Origin of the sequence: Streptomyces sulfonofaciens (assembly GCF_014656295.1) — a bacterium.
GTDB classification, from domain to species: domain Bacteria; phylum Actinomycetota; class Actinomycetes; order Streptomycetales; family Streptomycetaceae; genus Streptomyces; species Streptomyces sulfonofaciens.
On record NZ_BNCD01000037.1, the window covers coordinates 1 to 23,406 of the forward strand.

Below are 23,406 nucleotides of genomic sequence, written 5' to 3' on the forward strand. Positions count from 1 at the left end.
ACTACTACACCGAACTCACAAAACCCCAGGTCACCACCACAGTCTGAGTTCTCCACCGAACCCGGGGCGGTTCACCTTGTGCTGCGGGTCCATCTCTTGCTTGAGGCCGCGCCACCATGGCTGCAGCACGACGAGGACCTGGACCTCTATCAGCACATGATCGAGATCGAGACAGGCCGGGCAGAGCTGATGCGGGCAGCGGAGGAATGGGACCAGCGCCTTGCACAGTTTCCCCAGCGCCGAGGCGGCGGTTCATCCTGTGCGTCGAGGTTTGGTTCCCGCCTTGTGGTGGGCTGGGCGACTGTATGGCTCACCGGTTGCAAGGACCCCGCCCACGTCGTGACGTGTGGCCGGGCGGCGGTTCTTCGACCCGGGCGGGCAGCCCGGTCCCGGGTTGGAGGGTTTCGGTGCAGCGGCCGGAGAGCCGGTCTTCGCGTGCAGGTTTCTGAACCCGCGGCGGACGCGAGCGGGGGTGAGTCTGTTGGGCTCCGTCGGCTTCTCCCAGGGCCTACGGAGGTCGGCGGCCAGCGGACGAGCGAACCGTAGCTGGGCATAGGCAGCGATCACCAACCACGTCCACCGGTCAGCTGCTTCCGGGCTGCGAAGCCGGGGCTTGGTCCATCCGAGGGTCTGCTTGAACAGGCGAAATGCGTGCTCGATGTCGAAGCGTCGAAGGAAGGACTGCCAGCAGCGATCGACGTCCGCCTCGGTCGCGGCGGTGCCCGACCACCACAGCCAGACCGGCTTGTTCACCCCGCCGCTCGGCAGCTTCTCCACGATCAGACGGATGACGGTGCCCTCGATGAGGGGCAGTGGTCCTTCGTGGTCGAGCCATGCGGCCCGGTGGGTCAGTCGCGGGTGCAATCGGTCCCAAGCTTGCGCCCTCGCCTTCCCATAAAGCCGGGTGTCGGTGACCGTCACAGCCTGCTCGGCGCCCCAGGTGGCGGGGTTGCCGAAGACGAACTCGCCACCGTGCTCGAGCAGCCGCCCGCCCTTCGGGTTGGCCAGAAAGAACTCTTCACGCGAGGGCGCCGGCCGTCGCATCACCCGGTCCGAACGGAGCCGGCCCAGGATTTCGACGGGCAGCCCAGCCAGCAGGTGGGCGATGCGCGGAGCGTCGTATCCGGCGTCCAGCACGACCAGGACCTCCGGGTCGCCCGGCTGCCACTGACCGGCCGCGACGAGCCGTTCGACGACCTCACGGATCTGCTCCGTGGTCACCGCGGCGACATCGGCGCCGGGCTCCAAGCGGATGGCGTCGAGCACCGCCGTCCACGAGGTGCGGCCCGTCTCCAGCGCGGCCACGACCGAGTACGGCCAGCCGGGCACCATCTGATGCTTGCCCTCGCCCCGGCCGAACGTGTGGCAAAAGGACAGGCCAGCACAGGTGTTGGCGTCCGGCCGCAGCCACGGGGAGACATCCACGGCCAGCACCAGCCGACCGTCCGCCGCCCTCGGTAACGGCACCCCGGCCAGAGCGCGACGTAGCCGAGCCACGTTGATTTGCCCCTGATTGAGTCCACCGTACAGAGCCCCGTGACCACGTCGGTGCTCGGGCGCGAGCGCGAGATCGACCAGCGTCCGCACCGGCCCGTCCGTGCACAGCAGCGCGTCGCACAGCTCGAACAGTGAGTCGCCCCTCGCGGTCAGAGACGCGTACGTGCCGGCCGCGGCGGTACGGCCCTGCTTGACCGCCAGCTGGGAGGCGAGCACCCACACCCCGGCCGCGCGGGCGGCGCCGGCCGGTCCCTGCCGGACGCGGTGCCCGGCACCGGCCAGGAGCGGCGGCAGTATCTCGTCGAGCCGACCGTAGGCGCCCGCCGCGAACAGGGCGCGGGCCGCGGCGAGCTCGGCCTCCGAGACCGCCGGCGGGTCCTCGGCGGCCCACGCCGTCGCCGGCCGTACGACGAGCGCGGCACCCAGCACCGCCCCCGCACCGAGCACGCTCCGCCTCGCCATCCGCTCCCCCACCCTCTTCAGCGACCTCCCGAACGCCGGGGCGCCGCCACGACCGTACGGCCGGGCGGACCGGCCTGACAGGGCGCACACCGGCCCGCCGCCACACGCCCCGGGCGGCCGCCGGCACGGCCATGCCGGTCCCGGGCCGCGGTGCCGGCCGCGCCCTGCCAGCACTGGGGTCGTTGACCAGGCGGGGTGCTGTGCCGTCGCTCCCGCCGTCCTGCTCGCCGCCCCTGCCGATGGGGCTGCCCGTGCCGACCCTCGCCGTCCCGCCCGCGCCCGCACCGGGGCCTGCGCTGAGTCCCGATGGCGGTCGGCGCCTCGTCGAACAGGCCGTGGTGGCCGACGTGTTGAGCGGTATGGAGCCCGAGGCCCTGGTGCGCGTCGACGTCCCCCTGTCCGGCGGCGGACTGCGTCAGTAACACCGCCTGGACCGGCGGCGGCGAGCAGCTCGGCGACCACATCGACCGCGTCGCCCTCGCCGCCGGGTTAGACGCCTGGTCCTGGATCGAAATCCTGGAAAGCCACGTCCGCATCACCTACCGCGGCCGGATCGAGATCCGCACCCGCCCCCTGCGCCGCGTCCTCACCGACGTCGAGGCCGGCCACCGCGGCGACGAGAGCATCCGCGCCGGCCTCGCCCGCGCCCTGGCCGCCGAAACCGCCCGCCACAGCCTGCCCCCGCTGCCCGCCCCGGGAATCCCCCGGTGGATCGGTGTCGGGCCCCGGCTGCATCACCAGCACCGGCTGTAACCCCGTCCGGGAGGAGGCCGTCCGCCCGCCGGTAGGGTGATCCGCCCGGTCGGCAGACGACGACATGGCCAGCACCCCGGCGCCGCGCGGCACCCACCTCGTCATCGCCCGGGAGATCGCCGACCCGGTACGGGCCGACCCCGGCATGCGGCGACTGCCCTCGGCGCCGGCGGGGCACCGTACGACGGGCCGCCGCACGGCCCGGCACGGCGGACAACCGGCACGCACAGCCGTAACAGCACCCCGCCCAGCTCGCCCACGACGGCGGGGGCCCGTTCGCGCACGGCCGCGGGGATGTCCGCTGTACGAGCGTGAGCAACTGCCCGCCGCCACCGCACGACGGGGCTGGGTCTGGACGGCGCCCATGCCGCCGGCGCCGGATGAGCGCTTTCCAGACGTTGTCCGCGCACCCCAGCGGATCACCGCCCCATTCGGCAGACTGAGGGCAATGAGAGTCGCCTCTGCACGCCAAACTGGCACTGACCTGGGGGAACTTGTGATCATCCGGGGATTCCTCGACAACGACGGTGAGCTGGCCCAGCACCTCGCCCAGCAGCTCAACATCCCACGGGACTGGCCCCAGGGCGAAGGACTGAACGCCGGACATGTCGCGCAGATCGCTTCCGCGGCAGCCTGCGACGTCTCCTACAACCAGGCATCCAACGGCCATCTGATCGACCTCTTCGCCGCCCTGCCCCTGCCAGGCACACTCGACGGCGACGAGTTCTGGATGGCGCTGGAGAAGGTGGGAGGCACTGCCGCCCTGTACATCGACCCCGGCAACATGGACGGCCCGTTCTTCGACCGCCTGGCCCGGGGCGACAAAGCGGGCATCGCCGACCGCGTGCTCAGCTTCCTGGCCGAGCTCGACGACCAGCAGCGCGACGCCGTGACCAAAGTGATCGGCGACGCACTCGCCCACGACACCCTCATCCCAGGCGCCCGCTACCTCGGCCAGCTGTGGCTGCGCGACGCCGAGACCACCGCCTGGCACGTCCTGCTCGCCAAGCGCCAGCAACACGAGGCAGGCGACGACCGCGCACGCTTCTTCGAAGCCTGGGGCAACGCCTGAACACCACGGCCGTAACAGCCGGCGGCTCCACTGCCGGAGCCAGGACGTTGGGACGCCCCCCGGCCGAAGAAGATCACCGCCGTCATCACGGACGACGAGCCCGAGGCGAGCCGGGCGGGCGGGCGGTCGTACGGCGGCCGCCTGGAGGCGCGGCAGATGCGGAGGGGCGGTTCACGGCCAGGCGGCGTCGACGGTTCGCAGGCGATGTGCACGCATCTGATGGCCCTGGACCGCAATCCGCACGTGGTAGACCTGTCGGCGCGGCCGGTGCGACTGATCGTGCAGCGCCGCTGGGTGGAGGCCGCCGTAGCGGTACGGTTCGAGCAGCCGGCGCCGGGGCTGTGGGGGCTGGTCGACAAGCGCCACCTGCGCGGCCCGTCGCCCACCGGGCGTACGGACGAGCGGGTGGTGGCCGCCATGCTGGAGGTGCTGCGCCAGTGCCGGGGGCGGAGGAAGACCACCACCCGGCAGGTCATCGAGCTGACGGAGCAGATCGTGGCGGACGCCCACGGGCCGGGCCGGGTACGGCTGCCTGCCCGCTCGTCGCTGTACCGGCTGGTGAAGGCGCTGTCGGATCCGGCCGAGCCGCCGGGCAGCCCGGCGCGCACCGCCACCGCAGCAGGCCGGGCCGTTGGCCCGCCTGCTGCGCTGCGGCCCGCGGAGCGGGTCCATGTCGCCACCGCCCGCCTGCCAGACGGCACGGTGGGCGAGGACAGGGCCAGGGTCCGACCGACCGCGGCAGGTACGGATCGAAAATCCACCTCATCGTCGATGACTACCGCAGCCCCACCAACTGAAGCGATTTTTAGTAGCGGCGCCCGCGCCCTATGTGGACGCTGTGCCCTCCGAGAGGCCGTGCTGCGCCCAGGTGGCCTACCGGGCCGGGGCGGGCACGGCGAGGGCCTCCGGTTTGTCGTGTCCAAAGGCCTTGGGCGGTGGGTTCTTGCGGCGGCTACCGAGTGCGACGTGCCGCTGTCCTGCACCAGCCCGCGGCGACGAAGGTCGCGTCCGCGCTCGCCACAGTCGGCGCCGCGGTGGCAAGGGTGGCTATCGCACAGTGTCGAGGAACCAGCTGTGGCGCAGACGGAGTGCCCGCTCGATGCTGGCCAGCACGGCGCTGATACTGAGCAGGGAGTTGAGCCACGTCGGAAGCGCAACGGGCGAGACGAAGGTCCCGAAGCGATCCGCAACCGGCGGGAACTTACAGGCAACCTCGATGACTTGCGGGATGAGCAGGAGTATCGAGATCAAAAGCAGGACGACTGATGTCGCGCTGATCGCGCGGCTCAGCACGGGATGCGTGCCGGCGAGGTGTGCGCGCCGCCCTTCCGCTGAGGTGCGGTCCGGAGTCAGCTGATGTTCGTGCCCGCCCGCGGTGACGTAGTGGCAGCGCTTGAGGCCGAATCGGGACTCGGCGACCTCGATCGTACCGCCCGGGACGGGGAAAGCCGCGGGGAGCTTGGATTCAGCCTCATGACGCCCGTCAAGGTAGAGGTCGGCTGTGCCCTTGCCGTCGTCGGCCATGATCCGTCGGCGATGGCGCACGTCGACGGTGTACACCGTCTGTCGGCCGTTGCCGGGCCCGAGCGCGATCGAGTACAGCGATCGTGAGAGGGACTGCCACCAGCGGAGCTGCTGCAGTTCCCGCCCGGTACCGGGCTTGATCCGTTTTGCCGCGCGACGTCGGCTCCACTCACCCATGAGCGACTCCGAGGACGCGAGGTACGAGGAAGTAGATCTCGAAGGCCTCGTAAGTCGCGCCGACGACGAACAGGGCGAGTGCCGGGCGCCAGAGGCAGCCGAGCAGCCTCAGACCGCAGGCGTATCCCTCCCGATGTGTAGTGACGTCGACGGTTGCCGGTCGGAGCCAGGACCTTCCGAGCAGATACGCGCCGAACATTACGAGTACGTAGGCCTGGAACTCGATGAGAAGCGTGAGTGAGTGGGGTATGAGGGTCAGCGCCGTTGTCCTGTCGACTGGAGCGAGGGTGAGGCCCAGGTCGAACGTCTTGACCGCGAAGACGGCGAGCCCCGCGAAGGGGATCACCAGCGACGGGATGGTGATCAGGAGCAACGCGGTCGGGAACACGTTGACGAGGAAAATGATCCCGCCGAACACCCATGGGTGGGTGAAAACCTTCTCCACAAGCGCTCCCTGGGAGCCGTTTGCGAACGATGCCGTCCGCGCGGCATGCAGGTTCGGGAACAGTGCGCCCAGCGCCAAGCCCAATAGGAGCGTTCCGTAGACGAAGGCGTTGACGAGGAGATACGCGCGGCGATCGGTGCGGATGATCTGGAACGGCCCCTGGAGGCGAACCATTGGCTTTCACGTCTCTTTCGTTTATCGAGGTCAGGCAGCCGCCAGCCGCTTCGGCACGGCTTCTAATACACTGTGCTACCCGTCCGTCGAGAGACGGTAGCACAGCGTGCTAGTACACTGTGTCAGAGGAGGTGGTTGCAGTGACGCAGGAGACACAGACCAGCAGCCGGGACAGGATCATCCACGCAGCGATGACGATGTTCGGGGAGGATCCAGGGGCAAGACTCAGCGTCAGGGCAGTGGCGGCACGGGCCGGGGTGAGCACTGGCTCGCTCAGGTATCACTTCCCGACGCAGCGCGCCCTGCAGGACACCGTCCTCGCCGCCATCTACGACCTGATCACCCCCGGCGACCTGATTCACGACCGGACAGTGACAGCGTCAGAACGGCTGATCGGCTGCCTCCGCCAGGTACTTGCCGTCGCGGGAGTGGGCGAACAGGCGCGCGCGGGCTGGCGCGAGATCTTCAAGGCCTACATCGAGCCCGAACCGACCGAGGAGAGTCGCGCAGCCTACCTCGCCATCGAGCAGGAAGCCCACCGCCGTGTCGAGTACTGGCTGACCGTCCTCAGCGACGAGGGCGCCATCCCCGAAGGCGACAACGGACGGCGCGCAAGGTACCTCGAAACCGTCCTCACCGGACTCTCAATCGCGAGAGCCCTGCCCTCCGAGGAATCCCTCCTTGCCACCGAAACAGAGATTCTGCACGCAGCCGTCGAACACGTACTCAAACAACGACTCTGACGACCCCAGTCCCACGTGCCGTTTTAAGACGTCGTTTTCTCCCGATGTTCTATCCCGGAATCAGCGTTTGATCCTGGTTTGATGGGTCGCGCCAGGAGACGGTGGTTTCGCCGGTGAGGCGGCGGGCCATCAGGTCGGTCATGGCGAGGTGGGTCATGGCTTCGGAGCGGGCGGGGAGGGTTTCGTAGTCACGGGCCAGGCGGCGGTGGAACATCAGCCATCCGTAGGTCCGCTCCACGGTCCACCGCTTCGGCAACGGTGTGAATCCTCTGATGCCGGGGGTGCGTTGGACGATTTCCATGTCGATGCCGAGGCGGGCGGCGTGCTCGACGAGGTGGCGGCGGTAGCCGCCGTCCACCCAGACCTTGCGGATTGAGGAATGGGCGGCGGCCACGTGGTCGATCAGGTCGGTGCCGGCAGTGGAGTCCTGCACTCTCGCGGCTGTGACCAGTACCGTCATGAGCAGTCCGAGGGTGTCGGTGACGATGCTCCGCTTGCGGCCCACGATCTTCTTCGCCGCGTCCGTACCCTGCCCCGCGGCCGGCACGCTGGTGGCGGTCTTCACGCTCTGCGCGTCGATCACACACGCGAACGGCTCGGCGCCCTTGCCCTCCTTGTGCCGTAAAAGCCTGCGCAGCATGCCGGTGAGCTGGGCGAACACGCCATCCTTCTGCCACTTTGCGAAGTAGCCGTAGCACGTTTCCCAGGGCGGGAAGTCGTGCGGCAGGTAGCGCCACCGCACCCCGGTACGGTCTACGTACAAGATCGCGTTCATGATCTCGCGTAGATCGCGCTCGGGCGGGCGGCCGCTGTCCAGAGCATGCCGGCGCCGCTCGGCACGCCAGGCGGCCAGCACCGGCTCGATCAGTGCCCAGCGGGGCATCGGACAGGTCACTGGGGTAGGCACGACGCTCAGCCATGACCTGGATGTACCGCCGGGTGAGCGGAGGCTCCCAGCCGTGTGAAGGTGGTCGCGGAGGCGCGCAGGTACGGTCCCGCGCCGGTCAGGTTGGGATGAGACAGGCGCAAGCAGCATCGCGCCCCAGCCCTCACCCCACACAGCCATCGAAACCCGCCTCCACACCCCAGCCCCACGGGCAGCGCAGATCCACATAGCGAAAAATGCAAAATTCCGGTACAGCAGAGATGAAAACGACCTCTGAGAGGCTGTCTTACATGGCAAGTTTCACGAGCTTCTCGTAGCAGGTCAGGGCGGCGGCCATGGCCAGGCCTCGGCCCTGCCAGTCATCGCTGACCGCGTACGGGATCTTGAGACCACGAACAGCCCATGGCAGGCTCATGCCGCATGTTCGATGATTTCGCGAAAGACAACCTGCACGGGAGACTGCGGCGGGACCGCGAGGCGCTGCTCTGGAAACTCGACGGCTTATCTGAATACGACGCCCGACGACCTTTGACAGCGACCGGGACCAACCTCCTCGGCCTGGTCAAACACGTGGCCACCGTCGAGGCCAGGTACTTCGGCGAGGTCTTCGACCGGCCTTCCCCGGAACCGCTGCCCCGGTGGCAGGACTCCGACGGCAGTGATCTGTGGGCGGCCGGGGACGAGACCCGCGATCAGATCGCCGGGTTCTACCGGCGCACGTGGGAACACTCGGACGCGACGATCACCGCGCTTCCCCTCGACGCCCCCGGCCACGTGCCGTGGTGGCCGGAGCCCTATTCCAACACGAACCTGTTCGCCATCATGGTCCATGTCCTCGGCGAGTCGATCCGGCATGCCGGGCACGCCGACATCCTGCGCGAGGGCCTCGACGGCCGGACCGGGTTGCGCGCTGAACACGAGAAGCAGATCGACGAGGAAGCCCGTGCAGCCCACCGCGCGAAGATCGAGCAGGCCGCCAGGTCTGCCGCACGAATCAAGGCTTAAGAGGTTGTCTCACGTGGTGAGTTTCGCGAGTTTCTTGTAGCAGGTGAGAGCTGCGGCGAGGCCCAGGAAGGCGAGGAAGTGGCTGCCCTTGCGTTCATAGCGGACGGCAAGGCGGCGGTAGCCGAACAGCCAGGCGATTGACCTCTCGATCTTCCAGCGGTGTCGGCCGAGCCGCTCGCCAGACTCGATCCCCGGGCGCGCGATGCGCGGGATGAGCCGTCGTGAGCGGAGCCAGGCGAGGTGTTCGGCAGAGAGGTATGCCTTGTCGGCGCGTACCTTGACCGGTCGCCGTCGTCGTGGCCCGCGCCGGGACCGTATGGCGGGGAGGCCCAGGAGTAGCGGCTTGAAGGCCTGGCTGTCGTGCACGTTCGCACCGGAGACCGCGACGGCCAGCGGGATGCCCTGGACTTCGGACAGCACATGCAGCTTGCTGCCTTTCTTGCCGCGATCGACCGGGTTCGGTCCGGTCAGCGAGCCCCCCTTTTCGCGCGGACGGATGCGGCGTCAATGATCGCCGAGGTCCAATCCAGCTTGCCCCTGGCACCGAGCTCGTCCAGCACCGCCCGATGCAGCCGCCGCCACAGACCGGCCTTGGTCCACGTCGTGAACCGGCGATGCGCAGTGGACGGCGAGGTGCCGAACGTCGGCGGCAGGTAGCGCCAGGCACAACCGCTGCTCAGCACGTACACCACCGCCGTGAACACCTTCCGGTCCGCCACCGGCACCGTCCCGCCGCCCTGCTGTCTGGGCCGGAACGGCGGTATCAGCGGCGCGACTATCTTCCACAGCCCATCGGGGACCAGTTCCCGCGCAAGATCCACAGCCATGACGGACGATCATGCCCCAAGCGACACCCGCGGCCCGCGGCCGGGGCGGGGTGGGTATATCAGCTGGTCATCGAGCCCCACGACTTCTAACCTGCTCAAATGACCGAAGACGGACCCGCGGTACGCGTGGGAGAGCCCGGACCGAGACCGGTCCACCTGCTCTTCTCCGAGCCGACAAGACCCTATGGGGAAGACCCCACACTCGACTTCCTCGTGAAAGCTCGCGGGCAGTGGGTGAGCATCGAGACCCTGGTGCGGACGTGGGACGGCGACGGCCTCGACACCTTCCTTTCCTCACTGGCCGAGGACTTCCGCGGCTGGGAAGGAGCGCGCAGCTGGCGCTCCCTGGAACGCGACCTGACGATCTCGGCGGAACACCGCCCGGGCGGCTACGTCCACCTGACGTGGGGCATCCACGACCGGCCTCCGTCCGAGGAGTGGCACTTCGAGACCACCACCGTGCATGCGGCCGGCGAGGAGATGCGAAACCTCGCCGCAGGGTTCCAGATGTTTCTCACGAGCACGGTCGGATAGCTGAGCCACCACGTGAGACAACCTCTAAATCGAGAACCGCCCACAACGCCGTCGGTGACAACCAGCCTGCCTATGTGACAACTACCGTGCTTCGGCTCACATTCGAACGGATTCCGTCCCCTTCTGCAGGCCGGCTCAAGACCGCAGCTCCTCATACAAGACCGCAGCTCCTCATAGCGGTCTCATCCACTTTCGAACACGGTCGCAGCTCTTGAAACGTCCCTGGCCAGACGGCATGCCAGAGGTGCGCCCCGCTTCCCCGCCGTCTGATTCCCCCGGTCGAAAACGGCCTCGCTGGGCACCCGGTAGCTCTCTCACTTCATGGAATAGTGCAGTTCAGAGGCCATCGGAGAGCCCACCCCGTTTCAAATTCCGTGGGGTCACACACCGGCCAGCCGTCTTCCCTCGTCCCTTGGCGTTGGTCGGATTCGCAGCGTAGGCGGAGCCTGTGGTCCCAAGCGAGGTTTCAGTCTTGTGTGGCGCGCCGGTGGGGGCGGGGCGGCGACTGGGCCGACCAGGGGCGGGTATCACCGGCTGGTTCGCGCGCGGGTGTCAGACGGCGGTGCGGCCTCCGTCGACCGGCAGGATCGCGCCGTGCACGAAGCCTGCCTCATCGCCGGCGAGGTAGGCGATGGCGGCGGCGATCTCGGCCGGGTCGGGGGGACGCCCGGCCGGGCCCTGCGCGGCGAGGCCGTCGAGGTCCTCGCCCATCCCTGCGGTGCCTTCGGTGCGGGTGGGGCCGGGCTGGACCGCATTGACCCGCACTCCCCGCCCGCCGAACTCGGCCGCCCACGCCTTCGTCAGCAGGTTCAGCGCCGCCTTGCTCGACCGTACAGCGCCATGCCGGCCATGCCGAACTCGGCGACCATCCTCGTGACGTTCACGATCGCACCAAACCCGCGTTCCGCCATCCCCGGTGCGAGGGCTCCGACCAGCAGGAAGGGGGCGCGGACGTTGACGGCATGGACCTGGTCGATGACGTCGACGGTGGCCTGGTCGGTGGGGCCGAAGGGGAAGATGCCGGTGTTCTTGACCAAGGTGTCGACCTGCCCACCGCCCGCGGTGGTGGCGCGGCGGGCGAGGTCGAGGACGGCGTCGGCGTCGCCGAAGGGGAAGATGCCGGTGTTGTTGACCAAGATGTCGACCTGCCCACCGCCCGCGGTGGTGGCGCGGCGGGCGAGGTCGAGGACGGCGTCGGCGTCGCCGAGGTCGGCGGGGAGAAAGTCGGCCTTGCCGCCCTGCTCATGGATGCGGGCGGCCACGGTCTCGCCCCGGACGGCGTCCCGGCCGGAGACCAGAACGTGCGCGCCGCGTTCCGCGAGCACAGCAGCGGTGGCGGCACCGATACCGCTGGTCGAACCGGTGATCAGGGCGACCTTGCCGGACAGAGGGGCGGTCGTGGAGGTAGGGGCAGTGGTGGTCATGACAGGAGTGTCCCTTCAGGACTGAAGGGTGGGTGGGGTTCTGCGGACGCCCGACCGGCCGGGCGGGCCGGCCTCCCGGCGCCCGGCGGGGGCCGGCGGTCGCAGAGTCGAGACCGCAGAGTCGGGGCGGGCCGGGGGGCGGACGGGTCGGCGCGGGGCCCCGGTGGGAGGGGTCCCGTGGCGTGCGGGCCGCCGGCGCCCGTGGCGGCCGGGGTCAGAACCCCGGGAAGAGGGACCGCAGGTCGTCCAGGGCGAGTGCCCCGCTCACCCGGACGTCGTCCTCCAGCCGGTTGCGGCCGTAGACGAGCCGCAGTACCGCCTCGGCCGTGCCCGTGACTGCGCCGACCGGGCGGCTCGGCTCACAGGGATACAGGTGCAACTCGGCGCCTAGGTCGAGCAGCAGGGTCCTGGCCGGGTCGGTCAGGGCGACGGTGAGCTGTGCGGGCGCCAGGCGCAGCAGGGTGCCCGGGTTGCGGAAGCGGGTGGCGACGAGGTCCAGCCGCTCCCACAGCAGCGCGACCTCGGGCGCGGGGATGGCTTTCCCCGGGTGCAGGGCGGCTTCGACGTCCCAGGCGTGTAGGGACTGCTCCGAAAGCCGGTAGCCGATGTAGTTCGGGACGCTGAGCAGTCCGGCGAAGTACGGGACGCGCACCGACTCGTGCTCCCGCCGGCCGAGGGATCCCAGCAGGCCGAGGTGGCGGGCGTCGGCGGCCCGCCACGCCTCCCGTTGGGCGAGCGGCGGCAGGGCGTTCCACCGTTCCCACACGGGCTCCAGTTCCTTGCGCACGGGGCCGCGTTCGTCGCCCGCGATGCCCCTCTCCAGCAGGTTGGCGCAGATCTCGGCGGCGCTGCCGAGGTGGGAGAGTACCGCCGCGACGCTCCATCCGGCCGCCATCGAGGGGCGCTCCAGCTCCGCCTTCGTCAGGGTGCCGGCGGCACCGGACAGACGCTCGGAGCTGGCGCGCAGCGCCCGCAGCCAGCGCTCGGCACCGTTCGGCGCCCCGGCGGGGGGCACGCGGGCCGTCATCTCGGTACTCACTTCGACTGGTAGGCGAGGTCGGCGGCGGTGAGGCCTTCGAGGGCCATGCCGAGCTGCACGCCCTCGGCCATGCGGCGGCTGATGCGCTGGCGCAGGGTGACGGCCAGGTAGCGGGTGAGCAGTTGAGGCTTGGTGGCCAGGTCCTCAGCGAGTTCCTGGGCGCGGGGCAGCACCTCTTCCAGAGGGCGTACCTCGGCGACGGCGCCCCAGCGTTCGGCCTGCTCGGCGGTGAACGAGCCCTGGGTCAGGGTGAGGTATCGGGACCGGTTGACGCCGAGGGCCTCCTCCCAGGCGATCTGGATGCCGTCGCCGGGGACGATGCCGAAGGTCAGGTGGGGGAAGTCGGAGAAGACGGTGGTGTCGGCCGCCACGACCACGTCCGCGAGCAGTGCGTACTCGCTGTGCACGGTGGCGGGCCCGTTCACGGCGGCGATGATCGGCATCTCCAGGTCGACCAGGCGCTGGAGGACTCGGCGGCCCTCGGCGACGGTGCGGTCCCAGTTGGCGGGCTTGGTGATGTCGCCCAGGCTGGCGCCGTCGATGTCGGTCATGAAGCGGTCGCCGGTGCCGGTGAGGACCAGTACACGGTTGTCGCGGTCCTCGCCGATCTCGAAGAGGGCGCGGGGCAGGTCAGTGTGGGTCTCACCGGTGAAGGTGGCGGGTCCGCCGTCGGTGTGGATGCGCAGCGTGAGCACGCCCGAGGCGGTCCGGCTCATCGCCAGGTTCTTGTACGCGGTGAAGTAAGCGGGGCTCTGCTCGGACATGGAAGCTCCTCGGTGAAGGTCCGGGCGGTCGCTCCGCCCTGTGTCTCCTACTCAACCCCGATCACTCCCGGACGCATAGTGCCAGGCCAGAGGGCCTGCCGAGGGCGGCTATCAGCGTCGCCAATGCCTCAGGCGCCGACCGCCAGCGCCCCCTGGACGGGCGCGGGACCTGGCCCGGGGCGCCTGGTGTCCGGGCGGTCGTGGCGCGGCCAGGGCGGTTGTGGTCCCATGCGGGCATGGAGATCAGGGAGATGCGGGTGTTCGTCGCGGTCGTGGAGGAGGGTGGACTGTCCGCCGCTGCGCGCAGGCTTCACATCAGCCAGCCCGCCCTTTCACAGACGGTGGGCGGTCTTGAGCGGGAGTTCGGCGTGCAGTTGCTGGTGCGCAGCAGCACCGGTGTCCAGCCCACCGAGGCGGGGCTCGTGCTGCTGGCGGAGGCGCGGGGGGTATTGGCCCGTTACGACAGCGCCGTGGCGGCGATGGCCGCCCACACCGCGTCCGGCGGTGGTGTGCTGCGCATTGGCGTACCGCTGGAGCTGCCCGCGGAACTGCTTTCCCATGCCTTGGCCGACCTGGCAGCGGCCTACCCCGCCACCCGGGTACAGGCCCTGCACCTGTCCAGCGCAGCCCAACTCGCAGCACTGCGGGAAGGCACCCTCGACCTCGGACTGCTGCGTGAGCGACCCGTGGGGCAGGACCTGGACGCCATGCTGGTCGTCGAGGAGAACCTGGGCGTACTGTTGGCCGGGGACCTAGCGGCACGGCTCGGCGAGCCCGGTGGCATCCGGCTGGACGCGCTGGCGGGCCTGGAGTGGATCGGCTTTGCCCGCTCGGGCAGCCCTGCCTGGTACGACGCGCTCACGGCCATCCTGCGCAGCCATGGCATCGACGTGGGCGAGCCGGTCGAAGGCCAGGCGCTGATCGCCGAGGTCAAGCTCGCCGCGGTCGGCACCGGACGGGCCTTCACCTTGGCGCCACCCAACTGGTCCCAGCCGCTACCTGAGACCGTCACCTGGTCAGCGCTCGCCGGGCACCCCCTCGTACGGCGTACGTGGGCGGTGTGGCCCGCCGGATCACACCGCCGCGACCTCGGCCACCTCGTCGCCGCCCTCGAGCAGCCACCGGCGCCATGACCGGGCCGGGGGTGGTGGCCTGGATCCGCGACCAGCTCAGGCGCCGGATCCGCACCAACCTGAGCCGATGCCCGTACCCGGTCACGCTGATCATGGACTCGCAGTCGGTCAAGGGCGCCTCCACGGTGAGCCGGGCGACGCGTGGATTCGGTCCCGCGACATTGATCAACGGGCGGAAGAGACACGTCGCGGTGGACACGAAGGGGTCCCCCGTGATGATCATGGTGACGCCCGCCGACATGCAGGATCGGGACGCAGCACGCGAACTGCTCTGGCGCCTTCGCCTCACACACCCGCGGGTCACCCAGCTCTGGGCCGACTCCGCCTACGCCGGCAAGCTCGTCGACTGGGCCGAGGACCTCCTCCGCATCACCCTCAAAACCGTCTCCCGCCTCAAGGACGCCAAGGGATTCGTCGTCCTCCCACGCCGCTGGCGTGTCGAACGCACGCTGGGTTGGATCATGAACGCCCCCCGCAACGCGCGAGACTACGAGCACCTCCCGCAGCGCTCCGAGGCCCACCTGAACTGGTCACTCATCACCCTCATGACCAGGCGCCTACTGAGGTTGAACTCATGGAGTCGTAGGGACTGACGGTTCGGCGTCCCTGCGGTATCACGGGGGCATGCGGTATCCACAAGGAGGCGGACTGACCGTCGGACGGCAGCAGTTCCGCGAGGAGTTACGGCTGAGGGCGGCCGAGAGGTTCGCCCAGGGCGAGGCGAGTTCGGTGATCGCCAAGGATCTGCGGGTCAGTGTCCGCTCGGTGCAGCGGTGGCGGCGGTTGTGGGACGAGGGCGGTCTGCGGGCTCTGCGGTCGCATGGGCCGGCGTGGCTGCCGAGGCTGAGCGAGGAGCAGTTCGCCCATCTGGAGGCGGAGCTGGCCAAGGGGCCGGCCGCGCACGGCTGGGAGGACCAGCGATGGACGCTCGCGCGGATCAAGACGGTGATCGGCCGGCGCTTCCACCTGGGCTACACGATCCAGGGTGTGCGCAAGCTGCTGGTGCGCAACGGCTGGTCCTGCCAGGTCCCGGCCCGACGTGCCATGGAGCGGGACGACGGCGCGGTGGGCGGTTGGGTCAAGGAGGTGTGGCCCTGCGCGGAAGGCTCGCGGCGGTAAGTGGAGCCTGGCTCGTCTTTGAGGATGAAGCCGGATTCTCCATGACGCAGCCGCAGGCGAAGACCTGGTCGCAGCGTGGCCGGACCCCGGTGGTGCGAGTGCGAGGCCGTTCCCGCAGACGGGTCTCGATCGCTGCGACGGATGCAAGAGCTTCTCCTGGCGTGACTACCGGGACCTGCTGATCGCCGCCCACCAACAGCTCGGCGGCCCGCTCGTGCTCGTCTGGGACAACCTCAACGTGCACAAGGCCGCCGATCTGCGGAAAGTCGCCCAAGACCGGGACTGGCTGAGCATCTACTACCTGCCACCCTACGCACCCGACCTCAACCCCGTCGAAGGCACCTGGTCACTGCTGCGGCGCGGCTGGCTCTCCAACGTCGCCTTCAACACACCCGGACACCTCGTCCAGCGCATCCGCCGCGGCTTACGGCACATCCAGTACCGCAGCGAGCTCATAGACGGCTGCCTCGCCGAGACCGGACTGACCATCCGACCCGCTTGAGCACCCATGCGACAACACGAGTTCAACCTCAGTAACCACCCCACAACATCCGCTTGAACCGCTTGGTCGCCCCATGACAACGACCACACCCCAGCCCCACACCCACTACCAGAACATCCACTCCGCAATTCCGCTGACGCCCACCCACTCCCACCCCACCACCCACTCACACCCTCCGACAGCGGATTGGCCATGAGATCAGCCAGGTGCTGGCTGGTTCGCGTCCCCTCACCGATCGTTCCCTCCCGCTGGGTTCAGGACGGCGGACAGGGCCGGACCGTCACGTTGCAACGACCGGCCCCGCACCACGGCAGAAGGAAACAGCACGCTACGGGGTCCCCGTGCACAACACCCGCGGAACCTCCCTCGATCTCCGAGCCCACGGCTGTCGCGGGACAGCCCCGGCAACCATTGGTCGCACCCTGAGCCGAACGCACGCCGCCCCCAACCCAACCAGCGGTACAAGGCATCCGGGCAACCCGCCTGGCGGCGAGAACCTCACCGCGCGCCCATTCCGCCAAGGGCCGGGATCGGCCAGGCGGTGCGCTGAGGGCATCGGCAGGACGACAATTTGAACACCGTCACAGGGCGGTGCCTCAGGGTGCGGACGGCAGCTCGTGAGGTTCGGAGTCGGCGGAGTCGGCCGCACCAGCGATACCACTGGTGATGCCGACTCGAGGGCCTGGCGGGGCATGAGCGAACGCTCGAGGCAGTCCGAGCCGGCCGGCCCACGCAGGAAGCAGGGGCGACGCGAGCCGACCGACAGGGAAATCAACAAAGCTGGTGTCAGTGCACCTGCTCCAGCTTGTCGAGCGCCTTCTCGAACCCGTTGGCCCACATCTGATTGACGCGGGCCCGCTCGTTGGCATCCGGGTACCGGTTGGTGCAGGACGTGCCCGGGCCATGACCGGACATCAGTTCACTGCACGGGCCGGTGTAGTGGTCCGGCAGACCGAGCACGTGACCGGTCTCATGCGCGACGATCCGGATCTGGTCGTACTGCTGGCTCTGGGCGTGGTCGATGAAGATATAGCCCCTGCCGTGCCCGTCCGTCGACGCGTACGAACCCCGCGGGTCGTCACCCTCACGGTAGGAGAAATCCGAACCACTACCGCCCGCGGCAAGCCGCACATTGGTCACGGAGCTGTTCCAGATCTGCACGGCACTGGAAATCTGCGACCGGAAGGTGGGGGCCCCGGAGGGGTTGTAGGTGATGGTGACGACCCTCAGGCTCGGGTCGTCATCCCGCTTCTCCGCCACCGACTTGACCACGGCGTCAAAAAACGCCCTCGTGTGGGCGGCGTCCTCAGCCGAGCCCGCATACCGCGCGATCGAATCGGCGGGCGCAGCCGCCGGCTGAGCGACGGCGGGACCCGTGGTAGCGAGCGCCACGGAGGCGAAGCCGAGGCCGAACGCCGAAGCGAGAGTTCTCCTCGCGCGCTTCCTACTGGGCATGGGCAGCTCCTACTCGTTCACGTGTGGGGTCGAAAACGAACGGTCGACAACACAGTGTCACAGAACAAACCGATGCAGCGGATGATGGCACTTGGGGATAGCTCAGCACTCGCACCATCCCGGCAGCTTCTTCCGGCCTTGGTGATCAACCTAGAGTTCTGCGGACCCGTCCAGCCACAGTGAACAGCAGCCCCCAGCAATTCCACCGCTCCCAGCAACCAAGCCGATCCGCGACTCCACACCACTCCTGAATCAGCACACCTGATTCCACTGGCCCCTGGCCCCTGACCCCTGACCCCCCGGCCCCTCGTCCCTCGTTCTTCGTCCCTTCAAGGGGTCTGCCTGTCATGGGGGCTTCCCTGCTTGCGCAGCAACGGCCGGTCGTTTCCCAAGGGAGCCGGCCTGGTCACCGAGCGGCGGGACGGCAACCGGAGGCTTCGCGCGCCGGCCGCTCGGGCCCAGGGTTCAGACCCGCGCGGGCGCCCGCCCCAGCACTGAGCGGCACACCGCAGGCAGGGGCGGGCGGAAGCGGACAGGCGATGGAGCTGCGTACCGATCAGGTGTGGGCGATACCGAAACGCTGGCAGGGCGACACCGCGCGCCAGCTACTCGTCCCGGCCGGCACCCTGGAGGTGGCCGACAGCCCCGAGGGACGCCTCGTGCACAGCGTCTTCGGGCGTTGGCGGACCACTGCGGACGGCACGGACGATCTGACCGCGCTGATACCCGACGGACCGGACGGCGTGACGGGGTGGAGCGGGCGCCGCAGTCCGCGCACACCCGGGCCCGCACCGAGTTCTCCGACCGGTTGCGGGTGGCGGCCGGCTGGGCAGCCGTGGCTGCGGTCGGCGTCGACTGGTCGATCCGGTCCAGGGTGATCGTGGTCCTGCGGCTGATGCCGCCCTGGCCGTCGACGGTGGCGGCGGGCGGGGCAGGTCCATGGTCTTGAGCTGGGCGGCGGTCGCGTAGATCCCGGTCGGAACGTCCCGCCAGGACGTGAAGTGCAACCGGGACGCGGCGTGTTGAGTCACGGCCATTGCGGCTCCCGGCGTGCGTGGATGGTGGTGAAGGCACGGGGTTCCTCCCCAGGGGACTGATCCAGCCCGTCTGTCACAGGGCTCCGGCGTCCCGGGCCGTCCAGACACTCGGGTAGATCGGCCGGAAGCCGAGCTCCCGGCGGATGCGCTGGTTCGACATGATCCCGAACCACGGGTCGGGGTCCGCCAGGTCGTGGAGCCCGGCGGGCACCTCCACGCCGTTGAGCTGGTACAGCTCGACCGTCGTGACGGGGGCGTCGTCGGCGATGTTGTAGATCCGGCCGGCGATACCCGGCGCGTACAGCAGACGCATCAGGCCTTGGGCGACGTCCGCGTGGTGGGCCATCTGCAGGCGCTGGTGCGGCGCCCAACCGGCAGCCCAATGCAAGACGTCGGTGAGGTGCGGGTCGCCCTCACCGTAGACGAAGGGGAGCCGCCCGATGCGTACGTCCAGGCCCTCGAACGCGAGCAGTTCTCGCTCGGCGGCTGCCTTGGACTCGGGGTAGGCGCCCCACATCTCACCGCCTGGTCGGCTCTCGTCCTCCTCGGCCAGCGGGCGGCCCCGTCCGATGCCGTACACGTTGCCGGTGCTGACCTGCACGAACCGCTCCACGCCGAAGGCTCGCGCGGCCCGGCCCAGGGCCACCGCGGCGTCCCGGTTGACGGCCCACGCCTCCTCGTCCGGAACCCCGCGGAAGGAGGCGGCGACGTTCACGACGGCGTCCACGCCGTCGAGTGCCCTGCCGAGTGTCTCCTCGTCGCGCATGTCTCCTACGACGACCTGGGCGCCCAGCTCCGCGAAGCGCTCGCCGCGGGCTGCGGCCCGTACCAGGACCCGCACCTGCTCGCCCGGCTTCCGCTGGGCCAGTAGCCTCGGCACGAAGCGGCGTCCGACCTGTCCCGTCGTACCGGTCACCAAAGTCCGCATGATCTGCTCCTCACGCACTGTGTCGTCTGCCGTCGATCACCAGCCTCGACCGACGCGGCGACGACCGGGAGAGACCTCCTCATCAGGGGAGCGGGAGTCCCTGGATAAGCCGGCCGGCCTCCCGCACCCTGGAGAGGTGAACCGAGCCGAACTCGCCGACTTCCTGCGCCGCGCCCGCGCCCGCCTGGCCCCCTCCGACGTGGGCCTCACGGCCGGCGCCCGGCGACGGACACCTGGACTGCGCCGCGAGGAGGCCGCCCAGTTGGCCGGCATGTCCGTGGACTACTACGCGCGGATCGAGCAGTCCCGGGGCCCGCGCCCGTCTCGCCAGATGCTCACCGCGCTGGCCCGTGCCCTGCGTCTGACGGAGGACGAACGCGATCACCTCTTCCACCTCGCCGGCGAAGAGCCGCCGCGCAGGCAGGCGACCAGCACGCACGTGCGCCCGGGCCTGCTCCTGGTACTGGACCGGCTGCACGACGTCCCGGCGATGGTGGTGACCGACTGCGGCGAGGTCCTGGCCCAGAATGCGCTGTCGCGGACGTTGAGCGGAGACGTCCTCGCCCGCCCGCCCCGAGGGCGCAACATCATCCGCCGCTTCTTCCTGGACACGGCGGCTGCCGCGGAACTGTTCCCGCCCGAGGACCGCCCACAGCGCGCCCGCGAGCAGGTGGCCGGTCTGCGAGCGGTGGCCTCGGCCCGCCCCACGGACCCGGAACCCGCCGCTCTCGTCGCCGAACTACGCGCCAAAAGCGAGGAATTCGCCCGCCTCTGGGACGAGCACGAAGTCGCCGTACGCCGCGCCGCCACAAAACGCTTCCGGCACCCCGCGGTCGGCATCCTCGAACTCGACTGCGAGATCCTCGTCAACTCCGACCACAACCAGCAGCTCATCATCCACACGGCCCGCGCGGGCACGGACTCGTACGAGCGCCTGCAACTGCTGCGGGTAGTGGGCTTGCAGGACCTGACGCCGACGAACTCCTGACCGCGTACCCGCCATTCGAGTCCGCCCGAGACGATCGGCAACACATCACAGCCCGCCAGTGACAACAGGCCTGCCTATGTGACAACCGCCGTGCTCCGGCTCATGGGCCAAAATTCAGCGGTCACGTATTCACTCCTAGTCAGTAATCCAGGTCCAGGTAATCGATGTCGTTGATTGCCACATCTGAAATTCTCATGGCGCGGGCTCCGCCGTCCTGGAAATAGACTTCCTTGAACCCATCGGCGACGATTGCACGCATCTGCCGGTCGCCGGCGCCTGCGTCGCGGGCGTCGAACAGACGCTGGGCGTACTCCGGGGGGAGGTGGACGGTCAGGCGCCGGAACCGGCCGTCGTCGGTCGTGCCGATCGGTGCGGTGTACCCGAAGCGGGCCCGGGTCTCCACCGTGATCCCACCGGTGGTGGCGGCCTGCATCCGCCGGCGCTTGCGCACCTTCGGCTGCCAGCGTTGCCGGACCGCGTTGTCGATCTTCGCGGCGACGTCGGCGCGGGGGTGCTTGCGGGCGCCTCGGCGGTAGCGGTTCACCGAGTCGGCGGTGACGCCGATCTCCTGAGCGACGGCGCGCGCGCTGCCCAACTGTTTGAGCAGGTAGCCGATCTGGGCCTTCAACGTCTTGGGCGGCTGACGGGTGAAGGCCTCCCGCTCGGCGCGCTCGATGGCGTCCTCGATCTCCGCCACCGGTTACTCCCCTTCGTCCAGGACGGCGTCGCCGCCCTTGATGTGGCGGGCCGGATTGAGGCCCTTTTCCATCAGGTCCACCGCCCAGAGCATCGACTGGACGCCTTCCAGCTTCGCCAGGCCCGGCGAGGGTCCGAGGCGGAACCCGCCGGGTTGCGGCTTGCCCGAGGCGGCGTAGGGCAGGAAGGCGAGCGGGCTGTCGCCCGGGGAGGGGTAGACGACGCAGTCGGACAGTACCGCGAGCGGGTACAGGCCCGTCATCTTCGCCATGTTGCCCAGCTTGCGGTGCATGTTGACGCGGGCCTTGCTGATGACGGCGGCGCGGATGTCGGGGCGCCAGGTCGGCCGCTGAAGGGCCGGCCACTGCTCGCCCTCCTTGTAGTGGCGGCCCTGCGGGCGCTCCCGCAGCTTGCCCACGCCGCCCTTCACCGTCGCCTTGATCGCGGACAGAACGGCCGCCAGGACCGGATCGACCTCCTTGTGCCGCTCCATCGCCGCCAGGAACTGCGCATCGTTCAGGTCCCGGGTGACGCCGAGGTCGGCCAGGGTGTCGAGGTACGCGCTCTTGAGGCGGTCGTGCCACGGGTCCAGGTACGCGCCGGTCTCCCGTCGCAGATATGCCTCGATCGGCGCGACGTTGTAGCCGAGCTCCTGGGCGTAGGCGACGGTGTGCGTCTGGTACCAGGCCGGCCCCGTCGGGCGCTCCCCGGTCGGCGTGAACGGCGACGGTAGGCGCGGGTCCAGCTCGATGTGGGACAAGTCGACCAGCCAGGAGCCGGGGATCTTCGGGTTGAACGCCGGAGTATGGAAGTGGTCGGGAGCCGACAGGCCGACGGTCAGGCGGGCCGCGGCAGCGAGGAACGCCGTGTTGAGGTCCAGACCGACAGCGAAGGGCAACATGCACTCTTCATCGGTGAGCGACTCCACCGACCGCACCCACTGATACGCTTCCTCATCCAGGAACCCGCCCGTCCAGCCGCTGTGCACGACCACGGGGTGCTCGGGGGTGGCCTCCGGCGGCGCCGGATCCATCGGCTCCGTGCCGAGGCTGCCCGGGTTGTGGCCGGACACCCAGTTCCCGGTCTTCGGATCCTGTACCGCCTTCGTCGGCGGGCGCAGCGCCGTCATCAGCTCCAGACCCGACACGGCCGTGGAACCGCGCGGGGTGATGACGCGCTGGGCGTAGATGCCGAGGACGCGGGCGATATCGGCCGGCTCCATCGTTGCGACGCCGGGCCAGGACCGCTCATCGAGCGCGTCCCACGACAGGATCGCCAGTTGCACGCACTGCCGCTGGTTGCTCTGCGCCTTGCGGTAGATCCGCGCCCACGGCCCGAATCCGCGCCGGGTGAGCTGCCACTTCGCCCGCACCACCTGCTTCACGACAGGGTGGTCCTCGGGCAGGCGCAGGGAGCGGCGCTGCTCGTGGCCCTCCAGGCGTTCCGGCAGCCCGAGCTTCACCGCGGCCGCGGCGGTGAGCACGATCAGCGGATCGGAGTCCTTGCCGTTGCGGTTCAGCCTGGCGGCACCGAGCCCGGACTCGGTGAGGGCCCACTCCACCAACTCCACCACGGTGGTCGCCGGGCAGTCCAGCACCAGACCACCCGTGCCATATGCGCAGCCGTCGCCGTCCAACACCGCAAGAGGACCGTGCGGGAACCGCGGATCGGTCGCCGGCTTGGCCGCCTCCTTGGCGATTGACCGCCGCGAAGGCACTGCGGGGCGGCGGGCGGCCGTGCGCTCCGGTGCGACCGGGGCCGTGGGCGCCTTCACCGGAACGGTGCTCTCCGTTCCGGTGGTCTTGGGCGCGGCCGGGCCGGTGAAGGTCTGCGACGCCTGCGATCGGGACACGGTGACCGGGGGCGGGGAGGGCACGGCTCGGGCTCCGTGCGGGGGGTGCTTCGCCGCCCAGCCGCGCAGCAGCCGCTGGTACGCCTCCAGTCGGGGCGGGCGAGGCTCGGAGCGTCCGTTCTCCCAGTTCTTGACGCTCTGCGTTGTGGTCTTCAGCGCGGTCGCGAGGCGGGCCTGGGTGATGCCGGCGGCTTCACGCAGCCGGGCGCGCTCCGCCGGGGACGGGAGCTGGGGCTCCTCCTCCAGCAGCGCGTCGACCGACGCGAACAGCTCTTCCTCGGTTGCCATATCTACCTCCGTCCAGAACCGTAGCAGCTTCTTAACCTCGGATTTAACCTTCGCTCTTAACTCGTCAGTTGAGCGGTGGACG

Annotated in this window: 20 protein-coding genes and 3 pseudogenes; 10 read left to right on the forward strand and 13 right to left on the reverse strand. The window is 69.6% G+C overall.

Features of this window, described 5'->3' with window-relative positions:
* Positions 1 to 252: 252 nt before the first annotated feature.
* Entirely contained in the window at positions 253 to 1,719 is a 1,467-nt protein-coding gene (locus IE313_RS33125; RefSeq protein WP_373317118.1) for an NF041680 family putative transposase, read from the reverse strand.
* A gap of 440 nt (positions 1,720 to 2,159) precedes the next feature.
* Between IE313_RS33125 and IE313_RS35815 the strand changes: the two genes are divergently transcribed.
* The gene (locus IE313_RS35815; protein ID WP_229925158.1) at positions 2,160 to 2,381 is read left to right on the forward strand and encodes a hypothetical protein; all 222 of its coding nucleotides are present in this window, start codon (positions 2,160 to 2,162) and stop codon (positions 2,379 to 2,381) included.
* Positions 2,382 to 2,448: 67 nt separating this feature from the next.
* Here the strand turns inward: IE313_RS35815 and IE313_RS35820 are convergent, their stop codons facing one another.
* The gene (locus IE313_RS35820) at positions 2,449 to 2,703 is read right to left on the reverse strand and encodes a hypothetical protein (RefSeq protein ID WP_229925159.1); all 255 of its coding nucleotides are present in this window, start codon (positions 2,701 to 2,703) and stop codon (positions 2,449 to 2,451) included.
* Between the two features lie 505 nt (positions 2,704 to 3,208).
* Between IE313_RS35820 and IE313_RS33135 the strand changes: the two genes are divergently transcribed.
* Positions 3,209 to 3,784, forward strand: a complete 576-nt coding sequence (locus IE313_RS33135) for a hypothetical protein (RefSeq protein WP_189938840.1) — start codon at positions 3,209 to 3,211, stop codon at positions 3,782 to 3,784.
* Positions 3,785 to 4,831: 1,047 nt separating this feature from the next.
* Here the strand turns inward: IE313_RS33135 and IE313_RS33140 are convergent.
* Both IE313_RS33140 and IE313_RS33145 read right to left on the reverse strand, forming a co-directional pair.
* On the reverse strand, positions 4,832 to 5,485 hold the full coding sequence (locus IE313_RS33140) for a hypothetical protein (RefSeq protein ID WP_189938841.1): 654 nt from the start codon (positions 5,483 to 5,485) through the stop codon (positions 4,832 to 4,834).
* Positions 5,478 to 6,104 (reverse strand): stage II sporulation protein M, encoded by a 627-nt coding sequence (locus IE313_RS33145; protein WP_189938843.1) that lies wholly within the window; start codon positions 6,102 to 6,104, stop codon positions 5,478 to 5,480. The genes IE313_RS33140 and IE313_RS33145 overlap by 8 nt, the downstream gene beginning before the upstream one ends.
* A gap of 140 nt (positions 6,105 to 6,244) precedes the next feature.
* Here IE313_RS33145 and IE313_RS33150 point away from each other — a divergent pair, with 140 nt between their 5' ends.
* Complete coding sequence (locus tag IE313_RS33150; protein WP_229925160.1) at positions 6,245 to 6,847, forward strand: TetR/AcrR family transcriptional regulator; 603 nt, start codon at positions 6,245 to 6,247, stop codon at positions 6,845 to 6,847.
* Between the two features lie 49 nt (positions 6,848 to 6,896).
* On the opposite strand, the pseudogene IE313_RS33155 reads toward IE313_RS33150, so the two are convergent.
* A pseudogene (locus IE313_RS33155) lies at positions 6,897 to 7,767 on the reverse strand (IS5 family transposase).
* 386 nt (positions 7,768 to 8,153) lie between these two features.
* Between IE313_RS33155 and IE313_RS33160 the strand changes: the two are divergent.
* Positions 8,154 to 8,738, forward strand: a complete 585-nt coding sequence (locus tag IE313_RS33160) for a DinB family protein (RefSeq protein WP_189938845.1) — start codon at positions 8,154 to 8,156, stop codon at positions 8,736 to 8,738.
* A gap of 9 nt (positions 8,739 to 8,747) precedes the next feature.
* Here IE313_RS33160 and IE313_RS33165 read toward each other — a convergent pair.
* Positions 8,748 to 9,565, reverse strand: a protein-coding gene (locus IE313_RS33165; protein ID WP_373317117.1) for an IS5 family transposase whose coding sequence is annotated in 2 segments (ribosomal slippage) — positions 8,748 to 9,215 and positions 9,218 to 9,565 — 816 coding nt in all. Because the reading frame shifts where the segments join, the coding sequence is not laid out codon by codon here.
* A 99-nt stretch (positions 9,566 to 9,664) separates the two neighbouring features.
* On the opposite strand from IE313_RS33165, the gene IE313_RS33170 reads away from it, so the two are divergent.
* A complete protein-coding gene (locus IE313_RS33170) occupies positions 9,665 to 10,099 on the forward strand; it encodes a DUF6228 family protein (RefSeq protein ID WP_189938849.1) in 435 nt (144 codons plus the stop codon).
* Between the two features lie 552 nt (positions 10,100 to 10,651).
* Here the strand turns inward: IE313_RS33170 and IE313_RS33175 are convergent.
* From IE313_RS33175 to IE313_RS33185, 3 genes and pseudogenes are all read right to left on the reverse strand, one after another.
* A pseudogene (locus IE313_RS33175) lies at positions 10,652 to 11,523 on the reverse strand (SDR family NAD(P)-dependent oxidoreductase).
* Between the two features lie 214 nt (positions 11,524 to 11,737).
* Positions 11,738 to 12,550, reverse strand: coding sequence for a maleylpyruvate isomerase N-terminal domain-containing protein (locus IE313_RS33180; protein ID WP_189938851.1), 813 nt, complete (start codon positions 12,548 to 12,550; stop codon positions 11,738 to 11,740).
* A gap of 8 nt (positions 12,551 to 12,558) precedes the next feature.
* Positions 12,559 to 13,326 carry an enoyl-CoA hydratase/isomerase family protein gene (locus IE313_RS33185; protein WP_189938853.1) on the reverse strand — a complete coding sequence of 256 codons (768 nt, stop codon included), beginning with the start codon at positions 13,324 to 13,326 and terminating at the stop codon, positions 12,559 to 12,561.
* 236 nt (positions 13,327 to 13,562) lie between these two features.
* Here IE313_RS33185 and IE313_RS33190 point away from each other — a divergent pair, with 236 nt between their 5' ends.
* The 3 genes and pseudogenes from IE313_RS33190 to IE313_RS36655 all read left to right on the forward strand — a co-directional run bounded on the left by IE313_RS33190 (position 13,563) and on the right by IE313_RS36655 (position 16,080).
* A complete protein-coding gene (locus IE313_RS33190; RefSeq protein WP_189938855.1) occupies positions 13,563 to 14,459 on the forward strand; it encodes a LysR family transcriptional regulator in 897 nt (298 codons plus the stop codon).
* Positions 14,456 to 15,052: a transposase gene (locus IE313_RS33195; protein ID WP_189938857.1), complete on the forward strand. Its 597-nt coding sequence runs from the start codon at positions 14,456 to 14,458 to the stop codon at positions 15,050 to 15,052. The genes IE313_RS33190 and IE313_RS33195 overlap by 4 nt, the downstream gene beginning before the upstream one ends.
* A gap of 31 nt (positions 15,053 to 15,083) precedes the next feature.
* Positions 15,084 to 16,080: pseudogene (locus IE313_RS36655) on the forward strand (IS630 family transposase).
* A gap of 786 nt (positions 16,081 to 16,866) precedes the next feature.
* Here the strand turns inward: IE313_RS36655 and snpA are convergent.
* A complete protein-coding gene (gene snpA / locus IE313_RS33210; protein ID WP_189938861.1) occupies positions 16,867 to 17,535 on the reverse strand; it encodes a snapalysin in 669 nt (222 codons plus the stop codon).
* A 751-nt stretch (positions 17,536 to 18,286) separates the two neighbouring features.
* Between snpA and IE313_RS33215 the strand changes: the two genes are divergently transcribed.
* Positions 18,287 to 18,484: a hypothetical protein gene (locus tag IE313_RS33215; RefSeq protein WP_189938863.1), complete on the forward strand. Its 198-nt coding sequence runs from the start codon at positions 18,287 to 18,289 to the stop codon at positions 18,482 to 18,484.
* 161 nt (positions 18,485 to 18,645) lie between these two features.
* Here the strand turns inward: IE313_RS33215 and IE313_RS33220 are convergent, their stop codons facing one another.
* Entirely contained in the window at positions 18,646 to 19,500 is an 855-nt protein-coding gene (locus IE313_RS33220; protein WP_189938865.1) for an NAD-dependent epimerase/dehydratase family protein, read from the reverse strand.
* Between the two features lie 136 nt (positions 19,501 to 19,636).
* Between IE313_RS33220 and IE313_RS33225 the strand changes: the two genes are divergently transcribed.
* Complete coding sequence (locus IE313_RS33225) at positions 19,637 to 20,488, forward strand: helix-turn-helix transcriptional regulator (RefSeq protein ID WP_189938867.1); 852 nt, start codon at positions 19,637 to 19,639, stop codon at positions 20,486 to 20,488.
* A 139-nt stretch (positions 20,489 to 20,627) separates the two neighbouring features.
* Here IE313_RS33225 and tpg read toward each other — a convergent pair whose 3' ends face one another.
* Together tpg and tap are read right to left on the reverse strand one after the other, a co-directional pair.
* Positions 20,628 to 21,185, reverse strand: coding sequence for a telomere-protecting terminal protein Tpg (gene tpg / locus IE313_RS33230; RefSeq protein WP_189938869.1), 558 nt, complete (start codon positions 21,183 to 21,185; stop codon positions 20,628 to 20,630).
* A 3-nt stretch (positions 21,186 to 21,188) separates the two neighbouring features.
* Complete coding sequence (gene tap, locus IE313_RS33235) at positions 21,189 to 23,324, reverse strand: telomere-associated protein Tap (protein ID WP_189938871.1); 2,136 nt, start codon at positions 23,322 to 23,324, stop codon at positions 21,189 to 21,191.
* Positions 23,325 to 23,406 lie beyond the last annotated feature (82 nt).

What these genes read in the sequence shown, in the direction of transcription:
- IE313_RS33220 (WP_189938865.1), bottom strand. Translation starts at nt 19,500, where the DNA reads ATGCGGACTTTGGTGACCGGTACGACGGGACAGGTCGGACGCCGCTTC.
- IE313_RS33180 (WP_189938851.1), bottom strand. Translation starts at nt 12,550, where the DNA reads ATGACGGCCCGCGTGCCCCCCGCCGGGGCGCCGAACGGTGCCGAGCGC.
- IE313_RS33185 (WP_189938853.1), bottom strand. Translation starts at nt 13,326, where the DNA reads ATGTCCGAGCAGAGCCCCGCTTACTTCACCGCGTACAAGAACCTGGCG.
- IE313_RS33145 (WP_189938843.1), bottom strand. Translation starts at nt 6,104, where the DNA reads ATGGTTCGCCTCCAGGGGCCGTTCCAGATCATCCGCACCGATCGCCGC.
- IE313_RS33140 (WP_189938841.1), bottom strand. Translation starts at nt 5,485, where the DNA reads ATGGGTGAGTGGAGCCGACGTCGCGCGGCAAAACGGATCAAGCCCGGT.
- IE313_RS33170 (WP_189938849.1), top strand. Translation starts at nt 9,665, where the DNA reads ATGACCGAAGACGGACCCGCGGTACGCGTGGGAGAGCCCGGACCGAGA.
- IE313_RS33195 (WP_189938857.1), top strand. Translation starts at nt 14,456, where the DNA reads ATGACCGGGCCGGGGGTGGTGGCCTGGATCCGCGACCAGCTCAGGCGC.
- IE313_RS33160 (WP_189938845.1), top strand. Translation starts at nt 8,154, where the DNA reads ATGTTCGATGATTTCGCGAAAGACAACCTGCACGGGAGACTGCGGCGG.
- tap (WP_189938871.1), bottom strand. Translation starts at nt 23,324, where the DNA reads ATGGCAACCGAGGAAGAGCTGTTCGCGTCGGTCGACGCGCTGCTGGAG.
- IE313_RS33190 (WP_189938855.1), top strand. Translation starts at nt 13,563, where the DNA reads ATGGAGATCAGGGAGATGCGGGTGTTCGTCGCGGTCGTGGAGGAGGGT.
- snpA (WP_189938861.1), bottom strand. Translation starts at nt 17,535, where the DNA reads ATGCCCAGTAGGAAGCGCGCGAGGAGAACTCTCGCTTCGGCGTTCGGC.